The sequence below is a fragment of the Paenibacillus sp. 598K genome (assembly GCF_003851045.1).
Classification (GTDB): domain Bacteria; phylum Bacillota; class Bacilli; order Paenibacillales; family Paenibacillaceae; genus Paenibacillus_D.
Window position 1 is genome coordinate 23,920 of the sequence record NZ_BFBX01000001.1, and the last position, 12,808, is coordinate 36,727.

At 56.9% G+C, this 12,808-nt stretch carries 10 protein-coding genes; 7 read left to right on the forward strand and 3 right to left on the reverse strand.

From position 1 onward, the window contains the following. Nucleotides 1-4: 4 nt before the first annotated feature. The 5 genes from PA598K_RS00085 to PA598K_RS00105 are packed head-to-tail and all read left to right on the forward strand — an operon-like array spanning nucleotide 5 to nucleotide 6,994. Nucleotides 5-1,222, forward strand: a complete 1,218-nt coding sequence (locus PA598K_RS00085; RefSeq protein WP_128654891.1) for a TIM barrel protein — start codon at nucleotides 5-7, stop codon at nucleotides 1,220-1,222. Beyond that, complete coding sequence (locus PA598K_RS00090; protein WP_128654892.1) at nucleotides 1,212-2,714, forward strand: rhamnulokinase; 1,503 nt, start codon at nucleotides 1,212-1,214, stop codon at nucleotides 2,712-2,714. Before PA598K_RS00085 ends, PA598K_RS00090 begins: the two co-directional genes overlap by 11 nt. Before the next feature lie 12 nt (nucleotides 2,715-2,726). Then, complete coding sequence (locus PA598K_RS00095; protein ID WP_128654893.1) at nucleotides 2,727-3,980, forward strand: alpha-L-fucosidase; 1,254 nt, start codon at nucleotides 2,727-2,729, stop codon at nucleotides 3,978-3,980. 16 nt (nucleotides 3,981-3,996) lie between these two features. Beyond that, nucleotides 3,997-5,991 (forward strand): beta-galactosidase, encoded by a 1,995-nt coding sequence (locus PA598K_RS00100; protein ID WP_128654894.1) that lies wholly within the window; start codon nucleotides 3,997-3,999, stop codon nucleotides 5,989-5,991. A gap of 28 nt (nucleotides 5,992-6,019) precedes the next feature. Next, nucleotides 6,020-6,994 carry a Gfo/Idh/MocA family protein gene (locus PA598K_RS00105; RefSeq protein WP_128654895.1) on the forward strand — a complete coding sequence of 325 codons (975 nt, stop codon included), beginning with the start codon at nucleotides 6,020-6,022 and terminating at the stop codon, nucleotides 6,992-6,994. Nucleotides 6,995-7,101: 107 nt separating this feature from the next. Here the strand turns inward: PA598K_RS00105 and PA598K_RS00110 are convergent, their stop codons facing one another. Together PA598K_RS00110 and PA598K_RS00115 are read right to left on the reverse strand one after the other, a co-directional pair. Then, nucleotides 7,102-7,683: a thioredoxin family protein gene (locus PA598K_RS00110; protein WP_128654896.1), complete on the reverse strand. Its 582-nt coding sequence runs from the start codon at nucleotides 7,681-7,683 to the stop codon at nucleotides 7,102-7,104. A gap of 39 nt (nucleotides 7,684-7,722) precedes the next feature. Then, entirely contained in the window at nucleotides 7,723-9,426 is a 1,704-nt protein-coding gene (locus PA598K_RS00115) for an alpha-L-fucosidase (protein ID WP_128654897.1), read from the reverse strand. A 243-nt stretch (nucleotides 9,427-9,669) separates the two neighbouring features. Between PA598K_RS00115 and PA598K_RS00120 the strand changes: the two genes are divergently transcribed. Both PA598K_RS00120 and PA598K_RS00125 read left to right on the forward strand, forming a co-directional pair. Beyond that, nucleotides 9,670-10,128, forward strand: coding sequence for a RidA family protein (locus PA598K_RS00120; protein WP_128654898.1), 459 nt, complete (start codon nucleotides 9,670-9,672; stop codon nucleotides 10,126-10,128). 46 nt (nucleotides 10,129-10,174) lie between these two features. Beyond that, a complete protein-coding gene (locus tag PA598K_RS00125; RefSeq protein WP_128654899.1) occupies nucleotides 10,175-12,364 on the forward strand; it encodes a hypothetical protein in 2,190 nt (729 codons plus the stop codon). A gap of 60 nt (nucleotides 12,365-12,424) precedes the next feature. On the opposite strand, the gene PA598K_RS37630 is transcribed toward PA598K_RS00125, so the two are convergent. After that, nucleotides 12,425-12,808, reverse strand: a 384-nt coding sequence (locus PA598K_RS37630; protein WP_260405193.1) for a LysR substrate-binding domain-containing protein, incomplete at its 5' end; no start/stop codon positions are given.

The window sequence follows — 12,808 nt, forward strand, 5'->3', positions numbered from 1 at the left end:
GGCAATGCCAGAACGTAATGCAGGGCCCCGGCTCTACCTGGCCGTGGACAATTGCTTCGCCTCGAAGCGCTGGACACGGCCGGCGGAATGGATGGCGCTGCTGGCCGACATGGGGATCGGCTATGTGGAAGCGAGCGCCGATAACGAATGCGATCCGCTCTATATGGGGCGGGAATACCTGGCACGCTGGGTGCAGGAGGTCAGGGAGGCCGAAGCGCGTACGGGCGTGCGAGTCGCGAATATGTATTCCGGGCATGGCTCCTATGCCACGCTGGGACTCGCGCACAGCGAGCCGTCCGTACGCGAGCGGATGCAGGAGGAGTGGATCAAGCCGATGTGCAATATTGCAGCCAAGCTGGATGCGGGCATCGGCTTCTATTGCCATGCCTTCGCCAATGCTGTGCTGCAGCAGCCGGAGGTGTATGCGGCCAGCGAGGAGGATCTATATGCCCGGCTGGCGGATATCGCCGCTTATTGCCGTTATATTGGCGTCGCCACGCCAGGGGTGGAGCAGATGTACACCCCGCATCAAGTGCCATGGACCATTGCGGGAGCGGAGAGGCTGCTGCGGGAGGTGTACGCCCGCAGTGGAGGCGCACCGTTCTACTTGACACTGGACACCGGGCATCAGAGCGGTCAACGCCGGTTCAAGCGTCCGACCAGGGCGCATCTGCTGCAAGTGGCTGCCGGGCTGGCGGCAGATCAAGACGGAGCGGAGGGGCAGGGCGCGAGCTGGCTGGGGCCGGAGTCGATCCAACCGCTGCTCGAACGACTGGCGGCTGCCCCGGATAGCGAACGCCCAGGGCTGGCAGATCAGATCGAGCGCGAGCTTGACCGCTATTCGTATCTGTTCGCTGGCGAGCAAGACGGCGATACGTATGCCTGGCTGCGGCAATTGGGCAGCTATTCGCCGATCATCCATCTGCAGCAGACGGATGGGAGCCGTTCGGCACATCTCCCCTTCGATGAGACGGCCAATAGGAACGGCATCATATTCGGACCGCAGGTGCTTGCCGCCTTGCAGGAGGCGTACCGCGTTCCTGCGGAAGCGGGGATGCCGCCACGCAGCGAGCATATTTATCTGACATTGGAGGTATTCTCCGGCACGGCCGAGCTGAATAACACCATTCTGCGCAAGGTGTCTGATTCCGTAGCCTACTGGCGCCAATACATTCCGTATGATGGCATCACGCTGGAGGAGGCACTGGGGCATGAAGGGTGAACCGGGAATGCTGGCGATTGATATCGGAGCCAGCAGCGGTCGGGCCGTCGCCGGCAGCTTCGACGGCAGCACGCTGAAGCTGCGGGAGGTGCACCGCTTCGACAATGGCCCGGTGCGAGCGCGCGGACGCTTGTATTGGGACTTCCTGGGCTTGTTAAGGGAGGTGGAGGCAGGGATTGGCCGGTTCATGAAGCTGGCTGCGGATGAGGGCATTGTCCCCGTCACGCTGGCCATCGATACGTGGGGAGTGGACTTCGGGCTGCTCGATGCGTCCGGCAATCTTGCGGGCAACCCGCTGCATTACCGTGATAACCATACGCTGGATGTGCCTGAACAGGCATTCCATGCGATGCCGCGAAGTCAGCTCTATGCCGCCACAGGCAATTGCCCCTGGCATTACAATACCGTCTTCCAACTGTACGCGCTGCATCAGCAGGCACCACACATGCTGGAGCAGGCGGACGGGCTGCTCCTGATGCCGGACTTGTTCAATTACTTCTTGTGCGGTGTTCGTGCGGCTGAATATACAGTTGCAACCACTAGCGGGCTGATGTCCTCGGCTCGGGAAGGGTGGTCAGCGGATGTGCTGGCTCGGCTGGGCCTGCCGTCCAGGCTGTTGTCACCCATCGTGCAGCCGGGGACCATGCTCGGACCCTGGCAGGGCGGGATGGCCGCAGGGGCGGGGAGCAGGGCAGGCGTTATCCAGGTGGTGGCTACGGCATCGCATGATACGGCTGCAGCGATTACGGCCATTCCTGCGACCGGGACGGATTTCTTATTCATCAGTTGCGGGACATGGTCCATCGTAGGTATCGAGCGCCGGCGGCCGCTGATCAGCGCTGACAGTCTGCGCTTGTCTTATACCAACGAGGGCGGTCTGCACGGAACGACGCGGACGGTCAAGAACATTATGGGGATGTGGCTGCTTCAGGAGTGCAGGCGGGTATGGCGTCTCGAGGGACAGGAGTGGACCTATAGCGAGATGATGCTATCCGCAGAGCAATCTCCGTTATCCTCCTCGTACATTGATCCCGACGACAGCGTCTTCCTTGCCCCTGTGCATATGCCTCAGGAGATTCGCGACTATTGCCGCCGCACTGGGCAGCGGGTGCCTGCTACGGATGGCGAGCTGCTGCGCTGCATTGTCGACAGCCTGGCATTGAAATACCGGCAGTCGATGGATGAGCTGGCAGCGCTGTCCGGCCTGCGGCCTACGGCCATTTATATTGTAGGCGGCGGTGTCCACAACACCTTGTTGTGTCAATTGACCGCGAATGCGGCGGATCTGCCTGTTCTCGCGGGACCGGTGGAGGGCACGGCGATCGGCAATCTGATGGTGCAAGCCATGGCCAGGGGCGAGGTTGCCTCGCAATCTGAAATCCGCGAGGTCGTTGCCCGCTCCTTCTCCCCGACTTTGTATGAGCCGCAAGACAGGGCGGACTGGGCACAGGCCTATGGGGAATACAACGACTTTCTAGCTCATCACTTATGAGGAGGGACAACGATGATATTGGATCATTTGGTACGAAGCGATGCCGCCTTGCAAGCAAGCGCTCGAGGGGTGGAGAGATTCAGGGACAACAAGTTCTGCATGACCATCCACTGGGGGCTGTATTCGTTGCTGGGCATGGGGGAATGGGTCATGCACAACGGCAAGGTGGATCTGGACCGTTATGTCAAGCTGGCGGATACCTTCAATCCCCGGCATTTCAATGCGAGGGAATGGGCGAGGACGATCTATGATGCTGGTGAACGCATGGTGCTCATAACGACCAAGCATCATGACGGCTTCTGCCTGTTCGACAGTCAACTGACCGACTTTAAGGTGACGAATACGCCGCTTGGCCGCGATGTGATCAAGGAGTTCGCAATGGCATGCGAGGAGCTTGGCATTGACTTGCACTTCTACTATTCCCTGCTGGACTGGCACCACCCGGCGTATCTGCACGACTGGCCGGCATACGTGACGTATTACCATGACCAAGTGCGGGAGCTGTGTACGAACTATGGACGGATTGCCGGTATGCTGTTCGATGGCTTCTGGCCCGATTATGCCCCCTATCGCGACAACCCGGAATGCCAGCACTTCAACGCCCCGGGCGATTATGAATTCGGCAGACTGTACGATATGATCCATACGCTGCAGCCGGATTGCGTCATTACGAACAACGCGCATGTGCCGCCGATGGCGGGCGAGGACTATCAGATCTTCGAGCTGGATGTGCCGGGCGAGAACGGAGTCGGGTTCAACACCTCGCATGTCAGCGATCTGCCGCTCGCATCGTGGTTCCCCACCAACGAATCTTGGGCCTACAACCGAGCAGATCGAGCCTTCAAAACCTCAGGCAAGCTGATTCGAACCTTGACCCGCTTATCCGGCATGGGTGCGGCGTTATTCCTGAACACAAGTCCGGATGACGAAGGACGGATTGTGCCTGAAGAGGCACAGGTGCTGCGTGAAATCGGCGAATGGCTGCAGGTGAACGGCGAGGCCATCTATGGCACACGTCCTGTGCCAGGAGGCCAGCATTCATGGGGATTTCTTGTGGAGAAGGGCGACACGCTTTATGCGTACGTGATGAACTATCCGGGACGCGAGCTGGTGCTGGAGGGATCGCGATTGCCGCTGCTGCCCACCAAGGCGCAGACGATGGATGGCGAGCAGTTGGCTGTGCGTGTGGAGGATGGCAAGGTGATCATCGGGATGCCTAAGCGGGCGCATAATCCGATTGGACGAATGATATCTTTGAAAGCCTAGAGAGGGGGAATGTATCGTGTGGAAGGTGAATCCGCCGTATATCGGTGCGGCTTATTATCCGGAAGGGTTGGGACAGGAGAGGATTGCTTATGATCTCGCACAGATGAAGCAGACAGGCATCAACACGATTCGGCTTGCCGAGTTTGCCTGGAGTCGACTGGAGCCGGAGGAAGGACATTATGATTTTCACTGGCTTCGCACCGTAGTCGAGCAGTTGGCCGAGCAAGGCATCGGGACCATTCTGTGTACGCCCAGCGCGACTCCGCCATTCTGGCTCACTGACAAGCATCCGGAGATTCTGCCGATGCGCTACAATGGGCACCGTACCACCCACGGAGCCCGGCTGCATTATTGCCCTAACAATCTTGTCTACAGGCAATATATTAGCCGTATCAACACGGCCTTGGCCCAGGAATTCGCGGATTGTGAGTCTGTATTGGGCTGGCAGGTGGACAACGAGGCTTATCTGCCGTTCGGCGAAGGCTGCTTCTGTCCGGATTGCGAGCGCGGGTTTCGCCATTTTTTGCAGGAGCGTTTTACCGATATTGCCGATTTGAATGAGGCATGGCAGCTGACGTTGTGGAGCCAGGAGTACCCGTCGTTCGCTCAGGTGCTGATGCCGCGTCCGGATACGCCTCACCATCCTTCCTTGAAGACGGCATGGCTGGAATTCCAGGAGCAATCGACGATTGCTTATATTGATGAACAGATTACAGCCTTGAAGCGCCACACCAGGAAGCCCGTCAGCACGGATATGATGCCGCTGCCGTTCATTGACCATGTGAAGGCGAATCGTCAAGCTGATTTGGTGATGTTCAACCATTATTGCAATGAAGAAGGGATGCATCATGTGCTGTTCTGGCTTGATTATCTCAAGACCGTCAAGGACACTCCGCTCTGGAATACAGAGACCGACCCCAACGGCAATGGCGGGACAACTCTGATGGGATACAAGCCGCAGGGCTTCTGCACGGCCAACTCCTGGCTCCCCATGGCGTTCGGCGGAGAAGCGAATCTCTATTGGCATTGGCGCGGGCATCGCGCCGGCCATGAGCTTATGCATGGCAGTGTGATCGACTCTGCGGGGCGCCCTACCTATACCCAGCTGGAGATTAGCCGAATCGCCCAGGACTTGTCGCGTTGTGCCCGGTTTCTGAATGGAACGAAGCTGAAGCAGGCGCGTATCGCGATTCACTATTCTGCGTATGCGGAGAAGCTGTTCGCGCATCAGGGCATTTGCGAGCATCCTGGCTATTGGCACGTATTGTTCAAGCATTTCTACATGCCGCTGATCGAAGCGGGCATTCGGGTGGACATTATTAGCCCTGATCACGATCTGACCCCGTATGCGTGTGTCATCTCCCCGCTGTTGGCTTGTCTGGATGAATATGATTTGCGTGAGCGGCTGGAGCAATGGATCGAGCAAGGAGGGAGATGGATCGCGGGGCCGCTGACCGACGTGCGTAACCGGCATGCAGCCAAATTCGCCGAGCCCTTCGGCAGCCTCGAGCAGTGGGGCGGAATTCGGCTCAAGTATTTTGCTGCTGCTAATGCGGCGTACCCGTTCCCTATCCAAGACCAGGAGGGGACTGCGCTAGAAAGTCAACTGTGGTATGACGGATTCGAGCTGGAAGGCGCCTCTGCCTATGCAGTGTACGGGGAGAATGCTCACGAATTTGCCGGACTGGCTGCCATGACGGTGAACAACAAGGGGGCTGGGAAAATAACAGTACTCGGGACCGTGCCGGAAGAAGCCGTCTACATTCAACTGGTACGTTCCTATATGCGAGAGCCAGCTCAATCTGGAGCAGGCATCAACGCATCTCCCAATGTGCTATGTATGCCTCGCAGCGGCCCTGCCGGGGAAGGAAGCATCGTTATTGAATACCGCAATCGGCCGGGCTGGCTGACAATCGATGCGCCTGCGGTCAATCTGTTGACGGGAGCCACCTTGCAAGGAAAAGTAGAGGTTCCGGCTTTTGCGGTTATGGTGCTTCACAATCTTGCGTAGGAAGTTCAAGACAAGAGGAGGAGCTTGTATGGCATTACAGATCGGCATGATCGGCACCGGCGGATTCGCCGCCCATCATGCTCGTCTATTAACAGCAATGAAGGATGTTGTCGTCGCCGCCGTCTGCGGAACGTCGCAGAACAAGGCGGCGCTGTTCGCTCAGGGGCTGCCATCGGCAGCAAGCTACAGCTCCGTATCGGATATGCTGGACGGGCAACCGTTGGACGCAGTCTATATCTGTGTCCCGCCATTCGCGCACGGCGATATGGAGCTTGAGCTGATTGCCCGCAACATTCCGTTTCTGATTGAAAAGCCGCTCGGCGTCAACTTGGCCACCCCTTCCACCATTCTGGCAGCCATTGAGGATAAAAAGCTGATTACGTCCGTAGGTTATCACCTGCGTTATCTGGATGGAACCGCAAAAGCGAAGGAGCTGCTGGCGGATCATACACCAGGCATGGCGTTGGGCTCATGGAACGGGGGGATGCCCGGAGCATCCTGGTGGAGACAGGCTGCAGGATCGGGCGGGCAATTCGTCGAGCAGACGACCCACCTCGTCGACTTGCTGCGCTATTGCCTCGGCGAGATCGTAGAGGTTTATGCGGCCTATGCGCTCGTTCATCCTCGCAACCGTGATGCAGCAGCGGATATTACGGTTCCCGATGTCGGTACAGTGACCTTGAAGCTGGCGTCCGGCGCGATTGCCAACCTGTCCAACACCTGTATGCTGCCTGTCGGACATGAGACCGAGTTAAAGATATTTACCGATCACGGCGTTCTGGAGCTGGGACCGACAGGGCTGAAGAACATAGAGGCCACCTGCACGACGCAATTCCCCAACCGCAATGACGTCTACCAACTGGAAAACGAAGCCTTCCTCCATGCGGTCCGCACCGGCGATACCTCCGGGATTCTGTCTACCTACGCGGATGCATGGCGGACGCAACAGATCACTGTGCTTGCCAATGAGTCGGCCTTGTCAGGTCTGCCCATCAAGCTGTAATTGAGTTAGTCTATGTCGGCGGTCTAATGATGACGTGAAGAAGGCGGGAAGGGTTGCAATCGCAATCCTTCCCGCCTTCAGACATGTGGTGTCTGAACAGGTTTACTTTACACCAAATCGCAAGCCTCAGCCGGCATCCAGTGCTCCTCTTGCCCCTCCCATTTAATATTGCAGCCAATCGGATTGGTATAAGGGGTTGTAAGGGGTGTTCCCGCGACAAGTTCAGTCAGCGCATTATCGAGGTCATTGATCGTCATTTTACTCGTTTCACGTGGATTGTCTACCCCGCGACCCGTATAGACGAGCTTGCGCTCCCGGTCGAAGACGTAGAAATGGGGTGTCCGCAGCGCGCCGTATGCCCGTGCGGCATTCTGGGATTCATCATGCAGATACTTCCAGGGGAAGCTCTGGGAGGTTATCCGCTCCTGCATATGGGCGAAGGAATCGTCAGGCTTCGTGTTCACGCTGTTGGCGTTAATACCGACGAAGGTTACGCCCAGGGGCTTGAACTTCTCGGCTGTGCTGCGCGTCACCTCATCGGAGCCCATCACATAGGGGCAATGATTGCATGTAAAGAAGACAACCAATATATCGGCCGCATCAAAATCTCCCAGAGCGTATGTGTTGCCATCTGTTGCGGGCAAAGAGAATGCCGGGGCTTCGTCCCCGATCTGCAATGTGAATGACATGGAATCCTCTCCTATATACGTAATAGTTATCTTGTGAACTTAGTCAGACACTTCGACGGTAAGGCTCGCAGCGGATGCAGCACTGCGAGGGAAGACACGCCAATCGGACGGTAGCCATTCCGGACCGGCTTGCAATTGAATATAGCGAGCGGTTATTGGAGAGAAAGCAGAATGCTTCTCCTCGTAAGACCTTTTCCACTCGCCCGTGGCGACAGGGCGCAGATGATCTGGATCAGTCCCTGCCCATATGGAATAAGTAGTCACATGAGTGACCAAGCTCTCAACGCTCTGCTCTTGCCGTGGCATGACACGCAGCGCACACACTTCATATTCACGACCCAGGTCAAGCGTAATCGTATGGGTAATACCTTCAGATGTACACCAGTATGTCGATTCATCGCCATCCAGCAGGCATTCCGGTCCGTGGCCATCCAGATGATTCCCGCCTGTAATGGTGATTGTATCCTGGGGGAGAGGCCTTCCGGCAGCTTGCTTGCCGGGAACTGACGGATCGCGCAACAGCACGATTACCGTATCCAGGTGATCCCACGCTTCGGGGATGCTCAGGATAACGCCGCTGGCATCTTGTGACAGCTCGGCCTCCTTGCCACTTAGGAGCATTCGGGCTGACGTGTAGCTGCTGCCGTCGAGTGGTACAGGGAGCCGAATCGTATTGCCTGCCGGTGGAGTAAGCACATGAATATACTCCTCCGAGCCATCCAGCGAACGCGTAGCTACGAAGCCGCTGGGCAGACGCTTGATCTGCATGCCCGCTGGCGTCACATAAGCCTTGCTGGGAAGCGTATTCAGGATCGACTTGGCATAAGGCTGGATGAGCGCGCCCAGTGCAAGCAAGGTCTCGCGCACGCCTGGCTCGAATCCCATCGTGACATACGGAGAAGCGCCGATTGCCAGCCCGCCCCCTTCCGTGTTCGCCGATGCTGTCAGCACCAGGTAACGAAATAAATGATCGGGCGTATAACGCGCCACAATCGGTGAATCGGTCTGCTGCGTGGACCACCAGGTTCCGGTCAAGGTAACGACGGTTTGAGTCGGATAAGCCTGACGATCATCGGCATCACTGACATTGGCCATGGCATCCTCACGCGAGCCATAATGCACACCCTCGACGGCTTGTCCATTGCCAACTACGACAACCTCGGGGTGATGCTGGGTCAGTGTCCGAAGCAGTCGTGGCTGATCGATGCGCTCAAGGAATGGCTCGTGAAAGATCATATCCAGGTAATAAGAATCGATCTCTGTACCATAGCGAGCGCAGAGTTCCTCGAAGAAGGCGTTGATAAAATCATTCCATCTGCGATATCCGCCTGCAGCATCATGCCAGCCGAGCAGCTCGTGCTCCTCTGCGGTCATCGTATCACCGATTGTTGCGTGAATGTAGAGCTGGAGCTTGATGTCGTGCTTATGCAATTCATCGATAAGTTCGCGAATGACGTCTCTGCTCGCGGCATGGCCAGGCATATAATGTTCAATAACCTGGCTAGGATAGAGAATGTACAGATGAGCGTGATAAGCGGTGAAATTAACATATTGAACACCGAAGGCGGCGCAATCCTCGGCGAAGCGCTTGGCATCAAATGCATTAGCCATCTCATCCAGCGTTCGGGGCAATTGGCCATCGGGATAGCAGCCACATGCTCCATTCTCTCCCTCATATGCCCAAGTGACATAAATAGCGTATTTGGAAGAAAGAAACCAATTCGTTTCGTTAACACTTCTCATCGCTTCCCTTTCACTCCTTGTTTAATTGATGTATTCCAATTATAAGGAGTGGGTATCAAAGGAGTCTTTACTGTATCCGCTGTTTTTTTGTTCAAATGTAGGATAATGACTATATTCCGCCGCTCCAGAGCACCTTTTGTTCGTCTCCAACTTGTGCCAACCATCGCACAAGGGGATGGCTGCCAGACGTCGAATAGCTAAGGGAGGGATTATTTCCCACTCTTCAACAAAGGAGCGTGCGCAATGGATTCAGAATTAATCGAAAATCGGCTGCGAGCAATGGATATCCGTCTGCCGGAAGCTAGCGATCCTGCGGCCAAATACGCCAATTTTGTTATTGTGAACGGGTTGATGTTTGTTTCCGGAAAAGGACCCCACGGCAATCCGAAAGGTAAACTGGGGATTGACTATACGACGCTAGAAGGCTATCGATTTGCGAGGGAGGCGGGGCTGGAGGTGTTGGCTGTCGTCAAGTCGGCGCTTGGCTCGCTGGATCGGGTGAAGCGAGTCGTGAAGGTGCAAGGCTTCGTGAATGCCAGCGCCGATTTCGAAGAGCATCATAAGGTGCTCAACGGCTTTTCAGACTTGATGATGGACGTGTTCGAGGATAAGGGGCTTCACGCGAGATCTGTGTTTGGCGCCGTGTCGGTACGGGACAATCTCCCAATCATCGTGGACTCGATTTTTGAAGTCGAAGCTTAATGAGATAGGCCAGCAATAGCTACTACGATCGCAAGGAGGAATTGGAATGCAACTGGACAATGGCGAGTACACGTTAACCTTTACAGCGGGCGGCGTGGAGGTGCTCAAGGACGGAAGGGCGCTTTATTATAATCGGCGTCCGATGTTTGTGACGGTGAAGACCGAGTTTGCCTTGAACGAGTTTTATGACCAAGCCTACAGCGAGGTAAAGGCGGCGGGGGATACAGTGGTCGCTCGGGGGACGCTCGCTGTGCCGGCCGGATCGGAGTTTGGCTTTGTGGATACATATGAGCTGGCGCCATCTGGATTTCGGGTAAGCCGGCAAGTGAAGGTGCTGAAGGCGGGCGGCGATCTTGGCTTCTCCACCAAGCTGTCGCTCACGATGACGGAGTCGGAGCATCCCCGCGATTACAACTGCTTTGCGCCCGGTGTGTGGTACAAGCAAAATGAGTTTGCGCGCGAGACGGACTTTGGCAAAGACCTCAACGCCGAGTATTTCTGGCGGATCGAGACCGGATCGGCGCTGCCGCTGTTCGCGATGCAGAACATTGCCTCCGGCGAAATGGCAGCGTTCTCGCGCTGGGCCTCCGATGTGACGATGCGCTCGCTGGATATCAAGTGGGCTGGCAATCATGTGGACCCGAAGTTTACGATTGGCGCCCTCGGCATGAGCAAGCCGCAGAGCCGGACGATGAACTACTTGTATTATGGCTTCCCTGTACGCAAGCCCTTCGAGGCTCAGGTCGACGGCTTGTCCATCGATTATGTCTACCCCGGCTGCAATGGACAGCTGCCCGCTACGCGAAAGTATGAGGGGCTGGATTACAAGGAGCCGTCCAAAAGCTTCAATCGCGTCAATCATCCTGTCGAGGCAGGCTTCGAGCAAAGCTATTCGGTGGCACTGCAGTTCGGCTGCTATCCCGATTACCAGCAGATGATGCGCGACGTCTGGCGGACGACGTACGACCGGATGCGCGATCAGCTGTTTGAGGTGGATAATGAACGCCATTTCCACAATTGCATGCGCATGCTGTCTCACTATACCCGGCAGTATGGCGACGCGTACGGCTTGCCGTTTTCCTGCCAGTTTCCGAATATGGACATCTCCAGCGTCTCCTTCCAGTTCGGCTTCGTCGGTCAACAGCCCGGGATCGGCTACCAACTGCTGCGCTACGGCGACAAGGAGCAGGATGCGGATGCGTACGAGAAAGGAGTCAACGTCGTCGACTTCTGGGCGAGGTCGGCGATGACCGACTCCGGACTGCCGCACATGTGCTATCATCCGGGGATCGGCGCGTTCGAGCCTTATCCGCACTATATCCGAATGTTGGCGGACGGCATCGAGAATATACTCGATGCATGGCTGTACATGCATAAGAAGGGCGAGGACAAGCCAGCCTGGCTGGCGTTCTGCCGGAGGACGGCCGACTGGATCGTCCAGATCCAGAATGACGACGGCAGCTTCTATCGGGCGTATAATACGGACAGCTCGATCCGCATGGACTCGAAGGCCAACACGCCTAGCGTCATCCGGTTCCTCGTCCAGTTCTACCTGGTGACCGGCGAGGAGCGATACAAGCAGGCGGCGATCCGGGCAGGGGAGTGGTCGTATGACCATGCGTACCGCAATCTGGAATATCGCGGCGGCACCTGCGACAATGTCGACGTGCAGGACAATGAGGCGGGCATCTACGCGATGTGGGGCTTCCTGGCACTGTATGATCTGACCGGCGAGGACAAATGGCTGGAGGGAGCGATCGGGGCAGCGGACTATACGGAGACGTGGACGTATGCGTGGACCTTCCCGGTGACGACGCCTTGGCCGATCCATCCGTTCAATCATTATTCGATCAGCGGACAGAGCATCATTACGATCGGCGGCGGCGCGGATGTCTATATGGCCGCTTGCTCTTACACCTACTACCGTCTGTATGTCATCACGGGCGACGAGCATTATCTCGATTTTGCCGAGTTCATCCATAACAATACGCGACAGTCCAACGATATTTACGGCAAGCTGGGCTACAGTATGGCAGGTCTCGGACACGAAGCCGGCAATTTCACGACGCAGATGCTCGAGAGTCATTACCACTGGCTTCCCTGGTGCACCTATGTGGAGATCGACCCTACGTCGCGATTGTATGATACCTTCGGCGTCTATGAGATCGCCGATGCCCAGCGGCTCAGTCCCGAGGAGCGGGCCGAGCGCAATCGGATCTACGACCGCTTCGCGTGAAGCTGCGAGCGGTTGAGCGCCAGGCGACAAGCTAATACCAGCAGCTCAACGCCAAGTAACTCAACGTCTAGGAACAGCGACGGCTGCCTGAGCGAAGCGCATGAATGCCTTCATCGCATGCGAGAGATAGCCGTCCTTTTGCCAGATCAGGACCAGATGCCAGGGGAGGACCGGGTCCTCCAGCGCGAGGACGCGGACATGGGGATTGGCGATCTTCTGGCAGGCTGCATCCGGCAGGATAGCGACCCCCAGACGCTCGGCGACCATGTCGACCTGGAGATCCCAATGGGCGCTCTCGTAGACGATGCTCGGCTCGAACCCGGCCCGTCCGCAAGCTGTGGCGACCAGCTCCTGCACTGCGAAGCCCTTGGGGAATCCGATAAAGGCATCGGAGCTCAACTCGCGGATCGAGACCACCGGCTGCTCTGCCAGCCGGTGGGAGCC

Excerpts from the sequence above, each read along its gene's own strand:
- PA598K_RS00115 (WP_128654897.1), bottom strand. The coding sequence starts at position 9,426 with ATGAGAAGTGTTAACGAAACGAATTGGTTTCTTTCTTCCAAATACGCT.
- PA598K_RS00085 (WP_128654891.1), top strand. The coding sequence starts at position 5 with ATGCCAGAACGTAATGCAGGGCCCCGGCTCTACCTGGCCGTGGACAAT.
- PA598K_RS00120 (WP_128654898.1), top strand. The coding sequence starts at position 9,670 with ATGGATTCAGAATTAATCGAAAATCGGCTGCGAGCAATGGATATCCGT.
- PA598K_RS00125 (WP_128654899.1), top strand. The coding sequence starts at position 10,175 with ATGCAACTGGACAATGGCGAGTACACGTTAACCTTTACAGCGGGCGGC.
- PA598K_RS00105 (WP_128654895.1), top strand. The coding sequence starts at position 6,020 with ATGGCATTACAGATCGGCATGATCGGCACCGGCGGATTCGCCGCCCAT.
- PA598K_RS00095 (WP_128654893.1), top strand. The coding sequence starts at position 2,727 with ATGATATTGGATCATTTGGTACGAAGCGATGCCGCCTTGCAAGCAAGC.
- PA598K_RS00110 (WP_128654896.1), bottom strand. The coding sequence starts at position 7,683 with ATGTCATTCACATTGCAGATCGGGGACGAAGCCCCGGCATTCTCTTTG.
- PA598K_RS00090 (WP_128654892.1), top strand. The coding sequence starts at position 1,212 with ATGAAGGGTGAACCGGGAATGCTGGCGATTGATATCGGAGCCAGCAGC.